Genomic DNA, 22,576 nt, shown 5'->3' on the forward strand with positions numbered 1-22,576 from the left:
TTCTAACCCGAAACGCCACTCACGACCTACCCAGCCGGAGGGCTTTCACCGATCGAAGTGCGTGCCGGGGGTGTGCCCGAAGACGCGGCGGAAGACGTCGATGAACGCGCTCGTGGACGCCCAGCCGCAGGCGTGCGCCACCGCGGTCACCGGGGTGTTCTCGGCCAGGAGGGTCAAGGCGCGGTAGAGCCGCAGCTGGGTTCGCCATTGCGGGAACGTCATGCCCAGATCGGCTTTGAAGAGCCGGGCCAGGGTGCGATCGCTCGCCCCGACGCGCGCGCCGAGAGCGGCCAGCGTCCGGTTGTCGGCCGGATCGGCGCTCAGGATCTCGCACAGGGCATGCAGCCGTGGGTCCTGTGGCGTCGGCAGATGCAAAGCCTGCTGCGGCGAGGCGCGCAGCTGATCGAGCAGGACCGCGCGCAGCCGCCGCCGTTCCCGGGTGTCGTCGTGCGGCGGATCGGTATACGCGCGGATCAGCTCGCGCAGGAGCGGGCCGACGGCCAGCACTGTCGGTTCGGTCAGCCGCAACGGGTTCACTGTGGCGGGCAAACCGACCAGACGGAGTTCGAGATCGCCGTGTGCCTGATGGGCGTGCACGGTCCCTTTGGGCACCCAGATGGCCCTGGTGGCGGGCGCGACCCAGGAGCCCCTGTCGGTGGTGATGGCGAGGACGCCACGGGCGGCGTAGACGACCTGGTGGTCATCGTGGCGGTGTGCCTCGATCGTCGTGCCGGACGCCAGGGACCGGATCTGCGTCGGTGCTTCGGGCATGTGGCGGATTTCCGTCATTGGCTGTCATTTTATCGGAAGCGCGACACCCCGACCCGGGACGAGCATGACGAGGTGTCGAGGAACAAAGCGATCTTCCTGTTGTCGGCGGGGCACGCGTGCGTGGACGTGTACCAGGGCTCGGTGGCCGCGCTGGTGCCGTTCTTCGCCGCCGAGCGCGCCTACGGGTACGCGGCGGTGTCGGGCATCGTGCTCGCCGCGTCGCTGCTGTCGTCGGTGGCGCAACCGTTGTTCGGCGCGCTGACCGACCGATGGGCGATGCCGTGGCTGCTGCCGTCGGCCACCCTCCTCGGTGGCCTCGGCGTCGGCCTGGGCGGGCTCGTCGACTCCTACGCGCTGACGCTCGCTTTCGTCGCCGTGTCAGGCATCGGTGTGGCCGCCTATCACCCCGAAGCGGCCCGGGTCGCGAGAATCGCCGGTGGCGGCAGGCATACGGCCATGGGCTGGTTCTCCCTCGGCGGGAACATCGGCTTCGCCGCGGCCCCCGTGCTCGTCGCCGCGGTCATGGCCCTCGGCGGACTCCGGATGTCGCCGCTGCTCGTCGTGCCCGCGCTGGCCGGCTCCGTGCTCTGCCTGCCGGTGCTGCGCGCGCTCGCCAGGACAGCCCGCACCGGCGCCTCCTCCGAGGACGTCGCGGGCGTCGACGACTGGAGGTCGTTCACGAGGCTGTCGGTGGCCGTCGTCTTCCGCTCGATCGTCTTCGTCGGGCTGAGCACGTTCGTTTCGCTCTACGCCCAGCAACGGGTCGGCGGCGGCACGGCGACGGGCAGCGCGGCGCTGTTCCTGCTCTACCTCGGCGGCGCCGCGGGCACACTGCTGGGCAGCAGGCTGGCCGGACGCCGAGACCGCGTCACCGTGGTGCGCCGGTCGTACCTGGCCACCATCGGCGCGGTCGCCGGGGTCGTGTTCGTGCCGGGCCCGGCGTTCTTCCCGTTCGTCCTACTGGCCGCCGTCGGCCTCTACATCCCGTTCTCCCTGCAGATCACGCTCTCTCAGGATTACCTGCCCACCCGCGTCGGCACCGCCAGCGGCGTCACTCTCGGCCTGACGGTCAGCATCGGCGGCCTCGCGAGTCCCGTCATCGGGGCCGTCGCGGACCACACCTCCCTTCGAACGGCGTTACTGCCGCTGATCGCGCTGCCCGCTTTAAGCTGGCTCACGACTCGCTCATTGCCGGAGCCGGACGCACCGAAATCAGAAGAGCGAAATGCGCCCGATGGCGTGAAACTTACCGACAGCAGAACTTGATGTCACAGCAGGGAAAATGTTCGTCCACTGTGGACTGGCAACACTTCCCGAGGATCGGGAAGTGAAACGCCCGTGCGGACGCACGTGCAGCCATTCGTCTGTTCGTGTGATAATTTCCCCACAATTTATCGCCCGCAACCCTAATAGTAGAGACACTGGCCTACTGAAAACCAAACGGGGGGACACCGCATGGACGACTTGGAGCGACGCTCGCATCAGCCGGAAGCCGCCGGGAAAAGCGGTGGGGTCAGATCATGACGGCTCCGGCCGGCCTCGGTGTTCCCGCGGGTCGGCCTTGGCAGATCCCCGCGGCGCCGGCGGTGTTCCAAGCACGGGAGCGATTCACCTCCGAACTTGACCGGATCTGGAGCGAAGGCACCGGACGGCGACTGGTGGTGGTGAGCGGCGTGGGCGGGGTCGGCAAGACCTCACTCGCGTTGGATTGGCTCTACGGCAAGGCGGACGAGTTCCCCCAGGGCATCTTGTACAGCGACCTCGGCGGCGCACGCGAGCGACCTCCGGAAGATCCCGGCGAGGTCCTGCACGGATTTCTGACCGCACTGGGGAGTTCACCCGGCGAGATCCCGACAAGCCTCGACCAGCGGTCCGCGGCCTTCCGCACGGCCACCGCGCCGCGGCGGATGGCCGTGCTTCTCGACGACGCCGCGTCCGTGGCCCAGGTCCGCCCGCTCCTGCCCGCCGGGCAGGCGGCGGTCGTGTTCGTGACCAGCCGATGGCGACTCACCGACCTCGCCATCGACGGGGCGCAGTTCGTCGATCTGCCACCGCTCACCGAATCCCAGGCGCAGGCGCTGTTCGAGCAGTACACCGGGCCCGAACGCGTGCGGTCCGACCCACCCGCCGCATCGGAGATCGTGTCCTCGTGCGGCGGGCTGCCGCTCGCGCTGTCAGTGGCGGCGGCACGGCTGAAAACCCGGCCGCAGCGAACTCTCGCCCGCGAAGCGGCCGCATACGGGCGCTGGACGTCCACGGGCGGAAGGTCCGCCGACAAAGCCCTTTCGCTGAACGCGATCTTCGAAGTCGTCTACGAAGGGCTGCCGCGGAGCGCGGCACGGGTCTATCTGGCCTGCGGTGTGCATCCTGGGCCGTTCCTGTCCACTGAGCCCTTGGCCGCCGCGCTCGACCGTCCCCTCGGCGCCGTCGAGGACGACGTCGACGAGTTGATCGAAGCGAATCTCCTGACCGAGGCGGGCGAAGACCGATTCGTCCAGCACATGGTGTTGCGAAGTGACGCGCGCACGCGGGCAGCGGGCGCGCTTCCAGAGGACGAACAAGACCGGCTGGCGCGGTCGTTCGCCGGGTGGTACCTCGACCGAGTCCTGGCCGCCGACGAGGCGATCCACCCTCACCGCGCCCGGTACGCCACCCGTGAAAGCCGCTCCAAGGACTTCGCCGAACGCGCTGACGGCCTCGCCTGGTGGCGCGACCACTTGTCCGTGATCCGCGCCGTGTTCACCTCGGCGGCGAACCACGAGTGGGACGACATCGTGTGGCAGTTCTGCGAAGCGTCATGGGGTTTCTTCCTGCATCACCGCGACTACCTGCCGTGGATCGCGATGAACGAGCAGGGCGTCCTGGCCGCAACTCGTGCGAACCTGCCCTTGGTGGAAGCGAGGCTGAGGTCACAGCTCGGCTTCGCTTACGCCAAACTCGGCTGGTACGGCAAGGCCGCCGAAGAGAACGTCGTCGCGCTTCGCTTGGGGCAGCAGGAGGACCATGGCCCGACGCAGGCGACCGCGCTCTCCCAGCTCGGCAGATCCGCACGAGGGCAGGGGGATCTCGAAGGCGCCCTGGACTTCTACCGCCAGGCCGCCGATCTGCAGGAGCGGCTGGGCATCACCCGCGGTGTGGCGTTGTGCCGCCGTCGCCAGGGCGAGGTGCTCGCGAAGCTCGGCCGGTACAGCGAAGCCATGATCGAACTGGCCGCCGCGGCGACGATGCTGGCCGAAATCGGTGATCCCGCCCAGCACGCCCGCTCTGTCATGGCACTCGCCAATATCCAGGCCGCTGAAGGCCGTGCAGAAGGCGCGATCGCCCGGCTGACCGAGTCACTGAGGACGGTCCGGGCACTCGATTCCCCCTTCTACACCGCGGAACTCCTGGCCGCTCTCGGCCGCATCGAACACCGATGCGGCCGAGAGGAGGAAGGTGCCGGCCATCTCGCCGAAGCTCAAGCCCTCTTCGCCGACCTGGGCGTTCCTCAAGCCGACGACGCCGGAGATGGCGCTCAACCGTGAGTTCCAGCCCGCCGGCCCGGAGCGTGGTTCCGCCGCCACGACCGACGTCCTGGTCCGGGTGGAGATGACGTAACCACGTGGATGCGCCGCGATCGCGGTGACGGCGCCGGGATGGCGGCTCAGCGCGGCCTCGGCGGCGGTCCGGGCCTGGACGACCGTCTGGCTGTCCTCTCGGAGCAAGACGTCTCCGGCCGCCGCCCAGGCCCCGGGTACGGTGTCGACCGCGACAACGAGGACGTCCCCGTCGGAGCCGTTGATCCGCAGGCGAATCCGGGCCACACCCGGCGCGTGGCCATGGACGGTATACACGATGTCCACGTGATCACACCTCGATCGGCTGGGGCGCGGGCAGCATCGGGACAAACGGCGGGCAATCCGGTTCCGGCAGCCCCACGAGCCGGTACATCGCCGAACGCAGGATCACGGCCGCCTGCCCCGGCCTGGAACTGATCGCGGCCGTGACGACCGGAGACAGGTGCTCGACGCGCCGGATCGCTTCGGTCTCTTGGCCAGGCAATGGCCCCGGTTCCAGTAGCGGGGTGTTCAGCCGGACGAGGTCGGCGATGCTTCCGGGACGCAACCGGTCGCCAGGGTCGGCGGCGACGGTGACCGGCCTGCCGATCGCGGCGGCGTACGCGGTGGTCGAACCGTGGTCCCCGATCACCCAGTCCGACGCGATCATGGTCGCCTGCCAGCCGCGATCCGGCGGGATGAGCCGCAGTCCCGCCTCGACGCAGTCGGACAGCCAAGCCGTCACCTGCCTGCGTCCGTGGACCGTCCACACGTTGGGGTGCAGCACCGCCGCGACCGAGTAACGCGACGGCGGAAGCGCGTCGAGAACCGCCCGGCAGAGGCTGGGGACCCGCCCGAAGATCGAGTCGGCAGACCAAGTCGAACTGATCGTCACCAGGCGCTGCCGCGGCTTCAGCCCCAGCGCCTGCCGGTAGTGCTCGCGGAAGCGGTCACCGTCGGTCATCCGGTCCAGACAGATGTCCCCCGCCACGACCGAGACGGGCAGTGCTTCCGGGCACAGGGAACCGAGCGCCGTCCGCTCCTCCTCGGTGGCCAACGCGAGAACCGAGGGAAGGATCCGGCCGCGATAGGTCAGGAGTTCACGATCGAGGCCTGTGGCGGGCAGGACCGGAGTCTCCGCCTTCCGGCTGTACAGATGCGACTTCATCGTCCCCGCGCCGTGCCCGACCAACAGGATCGGGCCCCGGAGCTGGTCGAGATGACGGTGGCTGGCCGCCAGGACGAGATCGAACGTGTGGTGGACCGCCTGCTCCCATGGCATGAGCAGACCGTGCTGTGCCCGGACGAACTCCTCCACCCCCGGCCAGTGATCCGTGGTGTGGGGAACGGTGAACACCACCTGGATCCGGTGATCCGATTCGAGCAACGGAACAATGTCCAGCAACCGCGTGCCAGCGGTCATCGTCGGGACCACGACGAGCGCCGTCCGGCACCCGGCCCGGGTCACCCGTGCCTCCGATCCGGTCCCGACCGGCCCCCTGATCCACATCTTCCCGCTCATGAGCGTCCCCTCTCTTCCGCCGAATGTGGGCACGAGAGTGGCCTGTCCATCTGACACGGTCCTTTCGTTCCGCGGTTGACGTTCCTGACAAAGGATCACTTCTTCTCCGGTCCGCAGTGGTCACGCTGGTTCTTAACAGAAAAGAATGTGAAACTGGAGGGCGAGGCGAGGGGCGGCGACACTGCCGAGGGAAAGGGGCCTGCCATGGAAGTTGCCTTTGGAGTTCTCGGGCAGACTACAGTGCGAATGCACGGGAATTTGGCTGTGAATTGGGGGCGACGGCGTGAAGAGGGCATCCTCGCGGCCATGCTGACGCGTCCCGGAAGACGCCTTTCCATCGAAACCGTAGTCGAATGGGTTTGGGACGAGCAAGAACAACGGCCGCGCGACCCGCGGGCTACGATGTACCAATACGTCACCCGGCTTCGCCACCTTTTCCGGGAGACGCGCGCGCCCGCGACACTGGTCACCGCGAACGGGCACTACACCCTCGATGTCGATCCTTCGCTGATCGACTACGTCGCCTTCCGCAAGGCCATGAAGGACGCCAGAGCCTTCGGCGACAGCGACGAACACCTGCGCGCGTGCGAGACCGCCGCGACGGCGATCAGCCTGTGGAGGGAACAGCCACTGGCCGACCTCACGACACGATTGGCGGAAGACTGGCGCACGTCGTTCATCCAATCGGATTGGGTACCCGCGAACACTTTCCTGCTGAACGAACTGATCGCCACCGGACAACCGCTCGCCGCCCTGCAACGGCTGGACGAACTGGATCGCGACTATCCGGGCGAACTGGGCTTCGCCAAACTCCGGCTGAAGGCGCTGAACTCCGCAGGCCGCCGCGGCGAAATTTCGGCGTTCTACCTGAGAAAGTATCAAGCTTTCCGCTCCGACGGCGACGGGCAGGCCGCCGACGAACTCCGCGAATTCCATCGAGAGCTCACGGAAACCGCGAAATCCATTCAGGTCGACACCGGGACGACGGACAGAAAGCCGGAGCAAGTCCAGAAAAGCGTAGTCCCACTGCGACGGTTGCCCCGTGACATCGATCGTTTCGTGGGCCGCGAGAACATCCTGAAGAGACTCGACTCCTTGACCGTCGACGCGACCGGCACGCCACTGGCGACGATCGTCTGCGTGACCGGCCCACCGGGCGTCGGAAAGACGACGACCATCGGGCACTGGGCTCACCGCACAGCCGAGCGGTTCGCCCATGGCGTGATCATGATCGATCTGCACGGATTCAGCCGGACTCCACGCCTGGAGGCCACCGACGTCGTCGACGTCCTGCTTTCCGCGCTCGACTTCCGCGTCGACCGGATCGTCAGCCCCGCCGGGCGGATGGCGAAGCTGGCCACACTCCTTTCCCAGCGACCGGCTCTCGTCGTACTGGACAACGTGGAGAACTTCGCCCACGTCCAGTCGCTGCTGGACGTGCTGGCCCCGTGCACCGTGATCCTTACTTCGCGGCGGCGCATGACCCCGCTGACAGCCCTGCACAACGTCCCGGCGGTCGCACTCGAACCGTTGTCACCCGCCGAATCGTGTGAACTGCTGGCGCATCGCATGCGCAATCGCGGGCAAGACGAACCCGAGGTCCTCGAGACACTCGCGAGATTGTGCGACTGCATCCCGCTGGTCTTGAGCATCGTGGCCGACCGCGCGGCCAGCCGTGGCGGGTTGCGCCTGCGCACGCTCGCCGAACAGCTGAAGGACGCGGAAACCCTCCTGACGATCGGCGACGACGGGGACGGTTCCGGAATCCATCTGCAGTCCGCGTACTCGTGGTCGTACAACGCGCTCGAAGAGGCCGAACAACGCATGTTCCGCCTGCTCGGCCTGCATCCCGGCACGGAGATGAGCCCGGCGGCGCTCGCCTCGGCAGGAGCGATCAGCGTCCCTGCCGCGCGAAGGTCGCTCGACGCGCTCTTCGCCGCGCACCTGATCCAGCATCCCGGCGATCTCGACCGCTTCCGGATGCACGACATCCTGCATCGGTACGCGGCGACCCTCGCGGACCGCGAAAGCGACGGGGACGACCCCCGCAAGCGATTGCTGTCGTTCTACCTGCACACGGCCTTCAACGCGCACGCGACGGTGCACCCGCACAAACCGAGGCCACCGATGATCCCGGTCGAACCCGGCGTGGTGCCGATGGACTTCGACTCCCCTGCCGCCGCGCGCCAGTGGTGCCTCCAGGAAAGAACGAATCTCAACGCGCTCGTCGAAGACGCCCATCAGAATGAACTGCATGAGTACGCCTGGCGCATTCCCCACCTCACCATCGACATCTACGACCAGTACGGGTTCTACGACGACATCGTGAACGGCCTGAAGACAGCGGCCCGGTCGGCCGCGACAGCGGGCGACAAGGTCGCGGAGGGGGCGACTCTGAACGATCTCGCCCAGATACACATGATCATCGGAAACGATCACGAAGCAGATCGCTACCTCTCGAGCGCGTACGAACTCGTCAAGGCGCAAGGCTACGAATTCGGCAGGCTCACCATCATGCTCAACCGGGCGCGGCAGCACCATCACGCCGGCCGGACGGCCGAAGCCGTCGCCAGGTATCGCGAATGCCTGACCTTGGCTCAGACGGTGCGGCATCCCGGTCACCTCGGGGTCACCGAGTACCGGCTGGGCGACGCACTGGAGGCGGCGGGCGACCACGACGGAGCGCTGGAGCACTACCATCGCGCGCTACAGGTCAAACAGGAAACAGAGGACGCCTCGGGACAACTGGCCGTGCACTCGGCCGTGGCGATTGTGCTGACCCGGATCGGCCGGTTCGAAGAGGCCGATCTCCAATGCGCCAAGGCATTGACTCTGGCCGACGAGAGTCATCTCCCGGCGACCATGAAGCTGTACACCGTCATGGCGGAGCTCGCGCACGCGCGACGGAAAGACGGGGAAGCGATCCGGTACGCCGACCACGCGATCGGTCTCGCCGAGCGCAGCCACCACGCCACCGGTTTGGCACGCGCTCAAGTCACTCTCGGCCGTATTCTCGCCGATCACGGCAACTTTTCCGGAGCCCGAGAGGTTCTCGAAGAGGCGGCGGGGCTTTACCGAGACCGGGGACGGACTGCCAAGGCGGCCGAACTCGCGCCGCTGATCGCCGCGCTCGCCGGACGCGAGCCGGAGATCCCTGCGACACGGACCGGTGACGAGGACACCGTCGCCATGCTTCCGCCACCTCGACGCGCCGGACGGCTTCACTCGAACTAGCGAACTTCACTCTCCCGTGCGTACTCGCGGAGCGGATTGTTGCTGCTCCGCACGTTGCCGTCATCACGACAGAGAGCAAGTACTCGACTACGGCGTTGACGGCTGTCGTGAGACAGCCCTATCGTCCTCTGCGCACTGAACATCGGGGTTTATTGACCCCATGGGCCGAGTCCCCGCCCCACTGCCAGAGGAGTAAGTTGAAGAAGTTGCGGCACTCCACGTCGTTCACCATGTTCATGCTGTCCGCCACCGCTTTCGCGCTGGTGATCGGCGATTGGTGGCGACCCTACTGATCAACTGAGCGGACTGCCGCGGACGCGGTCCGACGATTCACGTCGAACCACCGGTGACGTCCCCCCGCGGAACGCCACCTTGGGGTCTGAGTCGAACCCCGCCCTGTAGCAGCATTCGCCTGACGACACCGAAGCTCAGCCCGAATCTCGTCGCCAGATCCTGAATGCTCGCTCCCGCGAGATACGCCTCGATGAGACCGGGCGGAGCCGGCGCACCAGTCGGCCCCGCCTGTCTCAACGTCACTCCGGCCGCGAGAAGAGCAGTTCGCGTTCCGTAATAGGTCATCCCGAAACGAGCCGCGAGTTCGGTGATCGTGGCGCCACTTTCGTACGCGCGCACCAGCTCGACGTCGGACTCCTCTGTGCCTTCCTCGCCACAGACATCGGAATCGTCCGCGCCCGTCATCTCAAGGCCACCACCCCGTTCTTGACACGACCACTCCTTCCACGGTCGCGCCTGCGGGCCCGGAAATCCACCCTCGCTCGGGTATTTCCCCCACGCGCCGCAACGCAGCCATGACGCGCGGACCGCTTTCACATCGCTGACTGTGACATTCGCGGTAGCGCATCAATCCCCCGCTTGTCGCCGCGAAACGGCGACTCGACTCACTCCGGACAAAGCGTCAACATCAAGACCATGACAAAAAATCATGTACGCCCCTGTACATCACACATTACCGGCTGGTAGGTTTCGAGCATCCAAACGTGATCCACTTCATGATTCAAAGGGGAGTCATGACCCGAAAGCCCGCTCGCCTGCTGGCCGTCGCTATCGCCCTCATCGTCGGTTTCGCCGCCGCACCCGCCGCTTCCGCCGCCCCCACGACCGATTCGTTCTACAGCTACAGCGGCAGCGAACCGCTGTCGTCGTACAGCCCCGGAACCGTGTTGAAAACCCGGACGCTGAATTACCACGTCATCGGCATTTCCACGCCGCTGAAGGTGACCCAGCTGCTCTACCGGAGCACCGACGCGCAGGGGAAACCGTCCGCCAACGTCACTTCGGTGGTGCGCAGCCTCACCGGTGACAGCACCAAAGCCGTTTCGTACCAATCGTTCTACGACTCGCTCGACCCCGAGCACGGCCCGTCGAGGGCGATCGCCGGTGACGTCTCGCTCGGCGGCCTGATCGCCAACGCGGAGGCACTGTTCATCGCGCCCGCGTTGCTGCTGGGCTACAACGTCGTCATTCCCGACACCGAAGGCCAGAAGGCGAACTTCGCGGCCGGGCCGGAATACGGCACGAACACCCTGGATTCGATCCGTGCCGCGACCCGGTCGCCGGGAACGGGCATGAACGACAAGACCCGGTTCGGCCTCATCGGATATTCGGGCGGCGCCATCGCGACCGGGTGGGCCGCCGCGCTCGCGCCGGATTACGCCCCCGACGTCAACAAGAATCTGGTCGGCTTCGCCGAAGGCGGGCTGCTCGTCAAACCGTCGCACAATCTCAAGTACGTCAACGGCAGTGTCGCGTGGACCGGTGTCATTCCGATGGCGCTCATCGGGGTCTCGCGATCCTTCGGCATCGATCTCAAGCCGTACGCGAATTCTTACGGCCTTCAGGTGCTCAAGGACATGGAAAAGGCGTCGATCGTCGACGCGCTCGGCCGGTACCCCGGGCTGACGTGGGAGAAGTTCGTCAAGCCCGAGTACACCAACCCGAACAAGGTGCTGCCGTACGTCGAGGCCGTGAACAAGATCAACCTCGGCTCCGCGGCGACACCGACCGTGCCCGGGTACATCGCACAGGGCAACAACGGCGTCCTGGAAGGCACTTTCGGCAATCCGCCGGGGATCGGGACCGGTGACGGCGTGATGGTCGCCGGTGACGTGCGCTCGCTCGCTCGGCAGTACTGCGACACCGGCAACAAGTCGATCAAATACGACCAGTACAACCTGTTGAGCCACGTCGGGGCGGCCGTCGCCTGGGCGCCGCAGGCCGTCGGCTGGCTCAACGACCGGTTCGCGGGCAAGACCGCGCCGTCCACCTGCGGGAAGATCGCGCCCGGCAACTCCCTTGCCCCGGAGGTGCCGGTCAGCTGACCGCGATGGTCCGTGAAGGCCTCCTTCCCTACTCTCAAGGTAGGGAAGGAGGCCTTCACGGGTTTCCGGACCGGTACGGTGCCGCACGTGACCGAGCACCGCAGGCTGCCGAAGGGGCCGCACAACCTCAGCCGCGACGAGGTCGCCGGGACCCAGCGGGCCCGGTTGATCGACGCCGTGCTGGAGAACGCCGGCAAACGCGGCTACGTCGCCACCACCGTCGGCCACATCACCGCCACCGCGGGCGTGTCACGGACCTCGTTCTACGAACAGTTCACCGGCAAACAAGACGCGTTCCTCGCCGCCTATCGCGAGATCACCACCGAGTTCATCACCCAGGGCGTCGCCGCGGGCGCCGAAGCCGCGACTCCGCTGGACGCCGTCGCTGCCTGCTGTGACTTCCTCGTCGACTACGTGCACCGGCGCCCTGTCGCCGTCCGCGCGGTACTGCTGGAGATCTACGCGCTCGGCGACGCGGGACTCGAAGCGCGGGAGAACACTTTGCGCGCCGGGGAAGCCGTTTTCGACCGGACGGCGAAATGGCTGCGTACCACCGACCCCGCGTTGCCGGCACCGCCGCCGTTCACCGCGCGGACGGTCGTCGCCGCCACCATCGAACTGATCTCGCAGGCCATCTGGATCGGCACCGAAGACGCCTACGGGCAAGCGCGCGAAGCCGTCCGCTACACGTGGCTGCTCGGCCTGTTCGGGCACCGGAGCGTCGACGCCTGATCACCGGTCGCTTGTCAGGACACTCCTGACGGGTCTACCTTGTCAGGTACACCCTGACGAGAGGATTCGTCGTGAACCGTTGCTCGTTCTGCAAACGTTCGGCCGACGACGTCGGCACCTTGGTCGCCGGAGCCGGTGTCTACATCTGCGACGACTGCGTGGTGTTGTGCGCCGAGGCGGTCAAGAACAAGCCCGCCGGGCTGAAGCGCGCCACTCCGGTTTGGGAAGGCGTCGACGATGCCGCCCTTCTCGCGCATCTGCCGCGTATCGAAGCGATTCGCCATCTGGTGGACGACGACCTGCGGTCCTGGGTCGGCGAAGCCCGTCGCCGTGGCATCTCGTGGGACCGCGTCGGCGAAGCGCTGGGGATGCGCCGTCAGTCGGCGTGGGAACGGTTCGCCTGAGCTAGCGGGCGAGACGACGGCGTTCGAAGTCCACGATCAGCTTCGGGTAGAGGCGCGGAAGCAGCCGGACGAGCCTGTCGACCAGTTTCGCGTCGTTTCCGACGAGCACGCGCGGTTTCCCGGCTTCAACTCCGTCGACGATGATGCGGGCGGCCTGATCGGCGGGCATCTTCAGCAGCTTCTCGTTGTACACGCGGACGCGTTCCCGCTGCTCGGCCGTGGGCTCGATGCCGCGGGCCTCGGCTTCCTTCAACGTCGCCGAGGCGATGCCGGTCTTGACCCCGCCCGGGTGGACGACCGTCACCCGCACCGGATGCCTGCCCGCGATCATCTCGGTGCGCAGCGCCTCGGTGAACCCGCGGACGCCGAACTTGCTGGCGCAGTAGGCGCTGAGCGTCGGCTGGGCCATGAACCCGTTGAGACTGGACACGTTGACGACCTGGCCGTCACCGGAGTCGATCAAATGCGGCAGGAATGCCTTGGTGCCGTTGATGACGCCGAAGAGGTTGACCGCGAGCGTGCGGTCGTAGAGCTCCCATTCGGCGTCGAGAACGGTCTGCCCGCCACCGGCGATGCCCGCGTTGTTGTAGATCTGGTGCACCACACCGAACTGCGCGGCGACCGTGTCCGCGTACTCCAGGACGGCCGCCCGGTCGCCGACGTCCAGCGCGGCACCCTGCACTTCGGCGCCGAGCGCCTTGACCTGGGCGACGGTCTCGGCCAGCCCGGTTTCGTCCACATCGGACACCGCGAGACGCGCTCCGCGCCGGGCGAGTTCGAGGGCCAGCTGACGGCCGATGCCGGAACCGGCACCGGTGACGACGGCGACCTTGCCGCGAACACTGCTCATCGGGATTCTCCTGCCGGATCGAGGGCCAATTCCGCGGTGAGCTCGACGAGCCTCCCGACGAGGTCCGGGGCGATGTGGTGGCCCATACCGGGGATTTCGACGTAGCGGGCGCCGTTGACGGCCTTCGCGGTCGCCCGGCCGCCGCTGTGGTGGACCATGCGGTCGGTGTCCCCGTGGACGACGACGGTCGGGCAGGTGATCCGGCCGAGTTCGGCGGTGCGGTCGCCGCTGGCCTGGATCGCGCCGATCTGGCGGGCGATGCCGCTGCGGGCCCGCCGTCCTCCGGCCCGTTCCCACAGCTCGATGGCCCAGGCCGTCTCGACGTCCTTGTCCAGCGGGAACCTCGACGAGCCGAGGTGACCCATCATCGCCAGGTGACCGGCCACCGATTCCTCGACCGTCGTGGCCGGCCGCCGCGCCATGCGCAGCAGCGTCGACCGCGCCGGCTGCCCGACCCGGCGGTGCCCGGTGGTGGAGAAGATCGACGTCAGCGTCAGGACACGGCCGGGATTCCGGGCGGCGACGGTCTGGGCGATCATGCCGCCCATCGACATGCCGACCAGATGCGTCTTCTCGATGCCCAGGTGGTCCAGCAGGCCGACGGTGTCCGCCGCCATGCCCCCCAGGTCGTACGCCCCCGGCAGGGGCCGGGCCAGCAACTGCCGGACCTTGCCGGGATTCGGCGCCTTGATGCGGTCCGAGCGGCCCGCGTCCCGGTTGTCGAAGCTGATGACCCGGAAGCCGCGGCCGGTGAACCCCTCGATCATCGGCCGCGGCCACGACGTGAGATCCAGGCCGAGCCCGGCGATCAGCACCAGCGGCACACCATCGGCCGGGCCCTCTTCCCGGTAGCAGATCCGCGGGCCACCGGGCAGGTCGGCGAAGCTGTCGGTCACGAGCTCACCGCTTCCCGGACCTGCGCGCGGGAGAAGTGCAGCTCGGGATCGGTGATGTCGTCCGCGCGCAGCAGCTTGATGTCCGAGTGGTAGCTCATCGACGTCAGCCACGGCAGGCGGTCACCCTGGCGCGGAAGCTGATCGAGGGCACGCTGGACGTATCCGGCGGCGAAGTCCAGGAACGGCCGCGTCGGCATGTCCGGATCGGCGAGGACGGGACGGCAGACGTCGTAGCCGTGAGTGTCCATATGCGACAGCAGGCGGCAGAAGTGCTCGCACAGCAGGCCGATCTTGAGCGTCCACGACGAGTTCGTGTAGCCGATCGCGAACGCGGCGTTCGGCACGTCCGAAAGCATCATTCCCTTGTAGGCGACCGTTTCCGGCAGGATCACCGGCTTGCCGTCGACGCTGAGCTTCGCCCCGCCGAACACCTGGAGGTTCAGGCCGGTGGCGGTGACGATGATGTCCGCCTCCAGCTCGCGCCCGGATTCGAGCAGGACACCCTTCTCGGTGAAGGTCTTGATCTTGTCGGTGACGACGTCGGCCTGCCCCTTGCGGATCGCGGCGAACAGGTCACCGCCGGGCACGGCGCACAACCGCTGGTCCCACGGGTCGTACGGCGGGTTGAAATGCTCGTCGACTGGATAGTCCTTGGGCAGCTGCTTCTTGTTGACGTAGCGGATGAGCCCGCGGGCGGTCTTCGGGAACTTCTGGCAGAACTGCCAGACCGCGAGTCCCTTCCGGATGTTCTTGCGCCGGGTGAGCGCGTACGCCCGCTCGTCGCCGAGGATCTTGCGCAGGCCGTTGGCGAGCTTGTCCTCGCGCGGCACCGGCATGACGTAGGTCGGGGTGCGTTGCAGCATCGTCACGTGCGCCGCGGTCCCCGCCATCGCCGGGATCAGGGTGACCGCGGTGGCGCCGCTGCCGATCACGACGACGCGCTTGCCCGCGTAGTCGAGGTCCTCCGGCCAGTGCTGCGGGTGCACGATCGTGCCGGTGAACCGGTCGCGGCCCTCGAAACGCGGGGTGAAGCCCTCGTCGTAGCGGTAGTAGCCGCCCGCGTTGAACAGCCAGCCCGCGCTGAGCCGGGTGCGCTCGCCGGTGTCGGTCCGCTCGATCTCCAGCAGCCAGTGGGACTCGTCACTCGACCAGGCGGCCGAGAGCAGCTTGTGGTGGTAGCGGATGCTGGGTTCGAGGCCGTTCTCGGCGACCGTCTCGCGCAGGTACGACAGGATCCGGGGCGCGTCGGCGATGGACTGCTTGTCCCGCCACGGCTTGAACTCGTAGCCGAAGGTGTGGAGGTCGGAGTCCGACCGGATGCCGGGGTACCGGAACAGGTCCCAGGTGCCGCCGGACGTGCCGCGGGCCTCCAGGATGGCGAACGTCTTGCCCGGGTTCTCGGTCTTCAGGTAGCGCGCGGCCCCGATCCCGGAAATCCCGGCCCCGATGATGACCACGTCGAGGTGCTCGACGGGTGTGCTCGTCGTCATGCGGTACTCCAGCCTCGTCTCGGTTCTCCCCACCATGCGGGTGCGCGGGGGAATTGCGCTAGCACTATCTGCACCATCATGATGGGTCCATGGTGCAAAGTGCCGCATCCCCGTGGCCCACGCTGTCCGCCGAAGCGCGTGAGCTCTTCCGGCGAGGGGCGGAGATCGTCCTGCATCCGCGCGCCGAATGGATCGAGGAGCTGCACGAGGCCTCGCTCGGCGGGGGCAGCATGCGCGCGGTCGCCGAGGACCCCGTGCTCACCGAGGGGACCAAGCGCGCGAACCTGGCGAATCTGCTGCACTGGGCGGCCGCCAACGTGCAGCATCCGGGCAAACGAGTCACCGCCAACCTGAACCAGGAGGTGCTCGAAGGCGCCCGCGACATGGTGCGCCGCGGCTTCGACTCCGGCGGCCTCGACGCCTACCGGCGGGCGCAGGGCGTGGCCTGGCGGCGCTGGATCGAGATCTGCTTCGACCTCACGTCGGACCCGGTCCTGCTCCGCGAACTGCTGGACGTCTCGTCACTGTCGATCACCACGTTCATCGAGGACACCGTCGCCGCGGTGTCCGAACGGATGGCCGCCGAACGCAGCGAACTCACCCGCGGCGCGCACGCCGAACGGCGGGCCACCGTCACGCTGCTGCTGGAGGGCGCGCCGATCGGCCGTTCGCGGGCCGAAGCCCAGCTGGGCTATCCGCTCGCCGGACCGCATACGGCCGCGATCGTCTGGAGCGGTTCGGCCACCCCGTCGTCCCAGCAGCTCGAAACCGCCGCCGAGACGCTCATGCGGGCCAGCGACGCTTCGCACCGGCTGACCGTCGTCGCCAGCGCGGCCGCCCTGTGGGTCTGGCTCCCCGGCCGGACCCCGCCCCGGATGGACCGGCTCGCCGAAGACCTCGCACCGCACCCCGACGTCCGGGTGGCGCTCGGACGTCCCGGCAGCGGCATCGATGGTTTCCGCCGCAGCCATCTGGACGCCGCCGCCACCCAGCGGATGCTCGCCCGGCTCACCTCACCGCAGCAGATCGCGCGCTACCAGGACATCCAGTTGCTCGCTCTGCTCACCGGCGACCCTGCGCAGGCGGGCGAATTCATCGCCGACACGCTCGGCGACTTCCGGCACGCCGACGCCGAAACCCGCGAGACCGTCCGGACCTATGTGCACGAACTGGGCAACACGACGCGGACCGCGGAACGGCTCTACACCCATCGGAACACCGTCGTCCGGCGGTTGGCGCGGGCCGACGAACTGCTTCCGCGGCCGTTGGCGGAGAACGCGGTGGATGTGGCGGTGGCGCTGGAAACGTTGCGGTGGCTGGGAAGCGGCGCCTGATTCGCTCTTTCCGGTGAACGGGATCGATCTTTGTATCCCCACGTCGACCACTCACGACCTCAGGTATGTGATTAACCGATTACTCCCGACTGTCGCCTTCGCGACGTTCGCGCTTCTCTCCGCCTGCGGAAGTCCGAGCCCAGTCCAGGACCCGCCGCAGCCGGCGACCCAAGCGGGTCCAACCGGGTTACCTTCCCCGCGGGAGACGCCGCCGACGCCACCCCACCCGTCAACCGGACCATCGGACACGCCCGTAGCCACCGATTCCGCCGCTGAGCGCGGCAAATCACTCAGGTCACCCAGCAGCAAGCCCATCCCCGACACCCCAACCAGCAGGGGCCGGTTCGTTCCTGTTCCTGTCGAGAGTGACGAAGCCACGCCTACGTCCTCCCTTCCCTCGCCCACACCTAGCCGCACAGGCGCACCGAGTGGCGCAGGCTGCGGATACTCCGTCAAAGAGCATTGGTGGTGCGCCTGATGACAACGACTTACTCACCCAGCCCCGAAAACCTGGACAACGGTTCGGCGGAACCAGAACAGCGCGAGAGCCCCCAGACGTCGACAGGAAAAGCCTGGGTGATCGTCGCGGCCGTGATCTCCCAGACGACGATCCTCGTCGCACTCCTCTACAGGGTCGGCTGGATTCGCGCCAACGCGACGGCGGAGTACTTCGGCCTGGACATAACACTGGTAGGACTGGCTCCCAGCGACTACCTACTGCGGAGCCTGAACTCGATAATTCGGCCTTTGCTGGTTTTTTCTCTCTGCACAGTGGCTTTTTTTGCGATCACCGGACGCTTGACGCGCTTTTTGAGCAGCGTTCCCCGCGCTCGGCGCCGACAGCTGACCGACCGCATTCTCCGGACCGCCAGGCCTGTGGGCGGCACCCTGCTTCTCATCGGCATCGCCGGGATACTGACGAACAGCCTTCCCCACTGGCCCGCGGCCATCCTTTTACCGTTGGCGGTTTTCGCCGGCGCAGCCATCCTGGGCTACAGCGCGCACCTGTCCCGGCAATCGATGAACCAGAAGTCCGTACATCATCTTCATACGCTCACCGTGATCATTCTCTGCTGCATGGGCCTCATGCTCGCCGTGGAGAAATACGCGGAACACGTAGGAAGGAATATCGCCGTCGACGACGCGCGAGCCTTGCTGCAACGGCCGGAAATCCGATTGCACAGCAAGAACGACATCGACATCGTCGGAACAGGGGTCAGCCTCAGCCACAATCCTTCGCCGGAACAGAAGTTCCACTATAGATATGACGGGTTACGCCTTCTGCTTCAAGGCAACAACCACCTCTTTCTCGTCTCCAAGCATTGGGAACGCGGGAAGTCGAAAGTGTTCATCGTGAAGAACGACGACACAGTGAGAATCGACCCCACCGCGTCGTCGAGCGGCAACTGACAACGACGGGGCGCCAGGATGCTTCGGCCTGCTGACGCTCCCGTCGTCGCCGTTTGGCCCGCGTCGGAACTCTCGCGCAGGTTCATGACGCCTGGCAGCCCGGTGCGGACGCGGTCACTCGACGTCCTCCGGGCGGCTCGGCGGCAGGTCGAGGTTCCGGAGCATGGCGCGCTGCTCCGCGGTCAGCTCACCGTCGACCGTGATCGTGAACGGGGGCGTTTCCTTGCGAGAGCGCAGAAAGTTGCCCCACGCGATCCCCAGGTTCGCCAGCCCGGTCAGGGAACCGATGGACATGCGGATGACCTCGAAAACCCCCAGCTCCCCCGCCGTGCGGATCGTCGCGGACCTGGTCACGTCGGCGTCGTCGCGGAGCCAGCCGTAGAACTCCTTCAGCGCCTGTTCGTCGCCGGCGGCGTTGATCGTCAGCTCCACGAGACCTCCCACGAAAGTGATATCCCTACAGATCGCGGCCTGGGCTTGAGGCGTAACAGAAATCCTGTCCCGAGACCTGACCGGTGGTTCCCGTTGACCGGCCGGTGACGAAACCCGGATCATGAAAGGCATCCAGATCCGGTGCGCGGCCGACCCCGAGGGCGGACAACGATGTCATCGCTGATACATCTCGTGCTTTGCCTGATTCTGACGGCGATTCCCGTACCGGCGGGGAAACCGGTTACCGCCGCGGCGGTGGTCTGTGTGCTGTCCTGCGACACTCTAGACCCTTCCAAGGCCCAGCAGGACACCTTTCCGGTTCCGGACAAGGTGTTCGGCGGACGGGTGCTCCGGCTGCATGTGTCGGACGCCGACGGGATGGCCTGGGGCAGCATCGATCGCGGGGCGACCGGGGATTCGGTCTGGCTCGACCGCTCCTGGGACGGCGGCGCGACCTGGGACGGACTACTGGGCAAAGCGAGCGTTCCCGGTACCTGGACCGGCACGAGAACCTTGATGTACAACGTGACCGATCCCGGAAAGCACCGGCGCGGAGTGATCCGCGCGTGCGGCGACGCCGCCGGGGTCACCTGTACCGAATGGATCCACCCGAAGGTCTGCGACGTCGTCTGCGACGGCGCGACCCAGCCGGACGGGGACGCCCAGCCGGTTCCGCCGGCAACGTTGTTCGGGCGCACGATCCGCCTGCACGTCGACGGGAACGCGATGGCCTGGGGCACCATCGAATCCGGCGCGCGGGGCGACGAGATCTGGCTGGATCGTTCCTGGGACGCGGGGGTGAGCTGGGCCGGTGGTTCGTCACTGGGCCGGACGCCGGTCGCCGCGGGCGCGAACGCCGGCCGGACGGCGTTGTTCGCGACGCGAGATCCCCGGGGCCGCCACTACGGCGGCGCCGTCCGCGCCTGCGGCCGTGAAGCCGCGCACCAGGAAGGATCCTGTACGGCGTGGGCCCGTCCGGCACCGGCCCGCGCGCAAGCGGCGGCCGACGCGCTCCTGTACTCCTACGATCCGTATCCGGGCTGGTGGCCGAGCAGCTGGTGGAACTCGGCGGCGACGTTGACGGCGGTCATCGACCACGCCAGGACGACCGGGGATCGGCGCCACGACTGGATCATCGCGCGCACCTTCGAGCGGAACCGCGGCGTCTTTCCCGCCGGTGAGCGCGGTTCCGATGCCATCGAAGGGAATTTCGCCAGCCGGGCCATCGACGACAGTGCCTGGTGGGGCCTCGCGTGGGTGGCCGCCTACGACCACACCGGCGACCCGCGCTACCTCACCATGGCGACCACGATCGCCGCCTACGTGCACCAGTACTGGGATCCGGGGACCTGCGGCGGCGGGGTCTGGTGGGACCGGGAACGGACCTACAAGAACGCCGTCACCAGTGGTCTGTACCTGCGGCTCGCGGCCTCCGTCCACCGCCGGACACCGGGTGACTCGGTGTGGCTGCGACGATCCCGGACCGCGGCGGACTGGTACCTGACCAGCGGGATGATCAACGCGTCCGGACTGGTCAACGACGGCCTCACCCGCGACTGCCGCAACAACGGGCAGACGGTCTGGACCTACAACCAGGGCCTGGGCATCGGCGGTCTCGTCGAGCTCTGGCGTGCCACCGGCGAGACCCGCTGGCTCGACGCGGCCCGGCGCCTGGGCGACGCGGCGGTCGGTGGCACGGTGCTGACCGAGAAAGGCGTCCTCACCGAATCCTGCGACGTCGGCCAGAACTCCTGTGACGACAACCAAAAACAGTTCAAGGGCATCTTCATGCGCTTTCTCGCCGACCTGGCCGCCGCGACGAACTCTCCCGCTTACCGCGACTACGCCAAGCGGCAGGCCGACTCGCTGTGGACGTCGGACCGCGATCCGCTGAACCGGATCGGGCAGCGCTGGGCAGGTGGTACGCCGAACCAGGCCGACTGGCGGACCCAGGCGAGTGGACTCGGCGCTCTCACGGCCGCGTCCTGAGCCCCCTCGCCTTGCGGCGGCCTCTAGATTGAAGGCATGGTTTCCACCGCCGAGAAGGCCACCCGGCTGCAAGAGCTGCACGCCGCCCCCGAACTGCTGCTCGTCGTCAACGTCTGGGACGCGATCACCGCGAAGGTCGTCGCCGAGACCCCCGGCACGCAGGCGCTCGCCACCCCGAGCCACGGCATCGCCGCCTCCCGCGGCTATCCCGACGGAGAGAAGATCCCCCGCGACGAGATGATCTCCGAGGTCGCGCTGATCGTCCGGACGGCGGGCGACCTGCCGGTCACCGCGGACCTGGAAGCGGGCTACGGCGACCCGGGCGGCACGGTCGCCCGCGCGATCGAGGTCGGCGCGGTCGGCTGCAACCTCGAAGACCAGATGAAGCCGCTGGACGAATCCGTCAAGGCCGTCGAGGCCGCGGTCGCCGCCGCCCAGTCCGCCGGTATCGACTTCGTGCTCAACGCCCGCACGGACGCGTTCCTCAGGGCGGGCGACCGCGACCCCGAGGAGGTGCTGGCCGAGGCGATCACCCGGGGCCGCGCGTACCTGGACGCCGGCGCGTCGAACTTCTTCGTGCCCGGCAAGCTCGACGAGACCCAGGTCGGCAGGCTGGTCGAGGCGCTGGGCGAGCGCAAGGTGAACCTGATCGGCGTGCCGGGCTCGATCCCGCTGGCCACCGCGCAGGAGCTCGGCGTCTCCCGGGTGTCGTACGGGCCGTTCAGCCAGAACGTCGCGCTCACCGCGCTGGCGAAGCTCGCCGAGGACGTCTACGCCGGCGGCGGCCTACCCGCCGACATGCGCAAGCTGAACTGACCACCATGGTTCGCGGAGTCGGCCGGGTCGAAGGGGCCCTGCTGACCGTCGTGGTGCTCACCGCACTCGTGGTGACCGGGATCCAGGCGAAGTCGCCAGGCACGTGGCTGCTGGAAGTCGTCTGGGTCCTGATCGGGTTACCGCTGGTGGTGGCGCTGCGCGGACGCTTCCCTTTGACCCGGCTGCTCTGCTGGCTGCTGGTGCTGCACGCGATCGTGCTGTGTTACGGCGGGCAGTACACCTACGCGGAAACCCCCATCGGTGAGTGGGTCCAGGGCTGGCTGGGCACCCAACGGAACAACTACGACCGGTTCGCCCACTTCGTCCAGGGCTTCGTCCCCGCGATCGCCGTCCGTGAGGTGCTTCTTCGCCGGACGCCGTTGCGGCCTGGTGGCTGGACCTCGTTCCTGACCGTCTGCGTCTGCCTGGCGATCGCGGCCTGTTTCGAATTCGTGGAATGGTTCAGCGCGCTGCTCGCGGGGTCGGGCGCGGACGATTTCCTGGCCACCCAAGGGGATGTCTGGGACACCCAGTGGGACATGTTCCTGTGCCTGTGCGGCGCGGTGGTCTCCTTGCTGATCTGGCGCCGGGTACACGACCGGCAGCTGGCCGGGCGGTGAGGGGCAGGTTCGGACTGGCCGGCGGGCTGGTCGCGGCCCGAGTGTCCACATGGGACACCCAGCGGCGTTTTAGTGTCCGATTCATGCCCGTAGGGGCTGTTCCGCGTGGGGTGGGGTTGGATTAAAAAAGGGAGTAACAACATTATAACACAAAAACCAAATCCCAAAACACACCCAAATACACCCAACCGCCGTACCGGA

The 22,576-nt window shown here is 67.5% G+C and carries 18 protein-coding genes; 11 read left to right on the forward strand and 7 right to left on the reverse strand.

Going from position 1 to position 22,576, the window contains the following annotated elements; translation table 11 throughout:
• Positions 1–45: 45 nt before the first annotated feature.
• The gene (locus ACFWMR_RS20710) at positions 46–789 is read right to left on the reverse strand and encodes an AraC family transcriptional regulator (RefSeq protein ID WP_378379517.1); all 744 of its coding nucleotides are present in this window, start codon (positions 787–789) and stop codon (positions 46–48) included.
• A 54-nt stretch (positions 790–843) separates the two neighbouring features.
• On the opposite strand from ACFWMR_RS20710, the gene ACFWMR_RS20715 reads away from it, so the two are divergent.
• Positions 844–2,037 carry an MFS transporter gene (locus ACFWMR_RS20715; protein ID WP_378379518.1) on the forward strand — a complete coding sequence of 398 codons (1,194 nt, stop codon included), beginning with the start codon at positions 844–846 and terminating at the stop codon, positions 2,035–2,037.
• Positions 2,038–2,291: 254 nt separating this feature from the next.
• Complete coding sequence (locus ACFWMR_RS20720) at positions 2,292–4,295, forward strand: NB-ARC domain-containing protein (RefSeq protein ID WP_378379519.1); 2,004 nt, start codon at positions 2,292–2,294, stop codon at positions 4,293–4,295.
• Positions 4,296–4,617: 322 nt separating this feature from the next.
• Here the strand turns inward: ACFWMR_RS20720 and ACFWMR_RS20725 are convergent, their stop codons facing one another.
• Complete coding sequence (locus tag ACFWMR_RS20725; protein ID WP_378379520.1) at positions 4,618–5,829, reverse strand: hypothetical protein; 1,212 nt, start codon at positions 5,827–5,829, stop codon at positions 4,618–4,620.
• A 75-nt stretch (positions 5,830–5,904) separates the two neighbouring features.
• Between ACFWMR_RS20725 and ACFWMR_RS20730 the strand changes: the two genes are divergently transcribed.
• Positions 5,905–9,063 carry an AfsR/SARP family transcriptional regulator gene (locus ACFWMR_RS20730; RefSeq protein WP_378379521.1) on the forward strand — a complete coding sequence of 1,053 codons (3,159 nt, stop codon included), beginning with the start codon at positions 5,905–5,907 and terminating at the stop codon, positions 9,061–9,063.
• Positions 9,064–9,393: 330 nt separating this feature from the next.
• Here the strand turns inward: ACFWMR_RS20730 and ACFWMR_RS20735 are convergent, their stop codons facing one another.
• Complete coding sequence (locus tag ACFWMR_RS20735) at positions 9,394–9,762, reverse strand: helix-turn-helix domain-containing protein (protein WP_378379522.1); 369 nt, start codon at positions 9,760–9,762, stop codon at positions 9,394–9,396.
• Positions 9,763–10,091: 329 nt separating this feature from the next.
• Here ACFWMR_RS20735 and ACFWMR_RS20740 point away from each other — a divergent pair, with 329 nt between their 5' ends.
• From ACFWMR_RS20740 to ACFWMR_RS20750, 3 genes are all read left to right on the forward strand, one after another.
• Positions 10,092–11,402 (forward strand): lipase family protein, encoded by a 1,311-nt coding sequence (locus tag ACFWMR_RS20740; RefSeq protein ID WP_378379524.1) that lies wholly within the window; start codon positions 10,092–10,094, stop codon positions 11,400–11,402.
• Between the two features lie 87 nt (positions 11,403–11,489).
• A complete protein-coding gene (locus ACFWMR_RS20745; protein WP_378379525.1) occupies positions 11,490–12,134 on the forward strand; it encodes a TetR/AcrR family transcriptional regulator in 645 nt (214 codons plus the stop codon).
• A gap of 71 nt (positions 12,135–12,205) precedes the next feature.
• Positions 12,206–12,538, forward strand: a complete 333-nt coding sequence (locus ACFWMR_RS20750) for a ClpX C4-type zinc finger protein (RefSeq protein ID WP_378278107.1) — start codon at positions 12,206–12,208, stop codon at positions 12,536–12,538.
• Position 12,539: 1 nt separating this feature from the next.
• Here ACFWMR_RS20750 and ACFWMR_RS20755 read toward each other — a convergent pair whose 3' ends face one another.
• Genes ACFWMR_RS20755 through ACFWMR_RS20765 form a run of 3 tightly spaced genes read right to left on the reverse strand, consistent with a single transcriptional unit; the run spans position 12,540 to position 15,774 of the window.
• Positions 12,540–13,388 carry an SDR family NAD(P)-dependent oxidoreductase gene (locus tag ACFWMR_RS20755; protein ID WP_378379526.1) on the reverse strand — a complete coding sequence of 283 codons (849 nt, stop codon included), beginning with the start codon at positions 13,386–13,388 and terminating at the stop codon, positions 12,540–12,542.
• Positions 13,385–14,284, reverse strand: a complete 900-nt coding sequence (locus ACFWMR_RS20760) for an alpha/beta fold hydrolase (RefSeq protein WP_378379527.1) — start codon at positions 14,282–14,284, stop codon at positions 13,385–13,387. The genes ACFWMR_RS20755 and ACFWMR_RS20760 overlap by 4 nt, the downstream gene beginning before the upstream one ends.
• Positions 14,281–15,774 (reverse strand): flavin-containing monooxygenase, encoded by a 1,494-nt coding sequence (locus ACFWMR_RS20765; RefSeq protein WP_093937737.1) that lies wholly within the window; start codon positions 15,772–15,774, stop codon positions 14,281–14,283. Before ACFWMR_RS20765 ends, ACFWMR_RS20760 begins: the two co-directional genes overlap by 4 nt.
• A gap of 89 nt (positions 15,775–15,863) precedes the next feature.
• Between ACFWMR_RS20765 and ACFWMR_RS20770 the strand changes: the two genes are divergently transcribed.
• Together ACFWMR_RS20770 and ACFWMR_RS20775 are read left to right on the forward strand one after the other, a co-directional pair.
• Positions 15,864–17,108 carry a PucR family transcriptional regulator gene (locus tag ACFWMR_RS20770; protein ID WP_093937738.1) on the forward strand — a complete coding sequence of 415 codons (1,245 nt, stop codon included), beginning with the start codon at positions 15,864–15,866 and terminating at the stop codon, positions 17,106–17,108.
• A 465-nt stretch (positions 17,109–17,573) separates the two neighbouring features.
• On the forward strand, positions 17,574–18,518 hold the full coding sequence (locus ACFWMR_RS20775) for a hypothetical protein (protein ID WP_378379528.1): 945 nt from the start codon (positions 17,574–17,576) through the stop codon (positions 18,516–18,518).
• Positions 18,519–18,632: 114 nt separating this feature from the next.
• Here the strand turns inward: ACFWMR_RS20775 and ACFWMR_RS20780 are convergent, their stop codons facing one another.
• Positions 18,633–18,950: an effector-associated constant component EACC1 gene (locus ACFWMR_RS20780; RefSeq protein ID WP_378379529.1), complete on the reverse strand. Its 318-nt coding sequence runs from the start codon at positions 18,948–18,950 to the stop codon at positions 18,633–18,635.
• A gap of 345 nt (positions 18,951–19,295) precedes the next feature.
• On the opposite strand from ACFWMR_RS20780, the gene ACFWMR_RS20785 reads away from it, so the two are divergent.
• Genes ACFWMR_RS20785 through ACFWMR_RS20795 form a run of 3 tightly spaced genes read left to right on the forward strand, consistent with a single transcriptional unit; the run spans position 19,296 to position 22,375 of the window.
• On the forward strand, positions 19,296–20,939 hold the full coding sequence (locus ACFWMR_RS20785; protein ID WP_378379530.1) for a glycoside hydrolase family 76 protein: 1,644 nt from the start codon (positions 19,296–19,298) through the stop codon (positions 20,937–20,939).
• A 36-nt stretch (positions 20,940–20,975) separates the two neighbouring features.
• Positions 20,976–21,755, forward strand: coding sequence for an isocitrate lyase/PEP mutase family protein (locus tag ACFWMR_RS20790; RefSeq protein WP_093937743.1), 780 nt, complete (start codon positions 20,976–20,978; stop codon positions 21,753–21,755).
• A gap of 5 nt (positions 21,756–21,760) precedes the next feature.
• Entirely contained in the window at positions 21,761–22,375 is a 615-nt protein-coding gene (locus ACFWMR_RS20795; protein ID WP_378379531.1) for a DUF2238 domain-containing protein, read from the forward strand.
• Positions 22,376–22,576 lie beyond the last annotated feature (201 nt).

Source organism: Amycolatopsis thailandensis (genome assembly GCF_042723255.1).
GTDB lineage: Bacteria > Actinomycetota > Actinomycetes > Mycobacteriales > Pseudonocardiaceae > Amycolatopsis > Amycolatopsis thailandensis.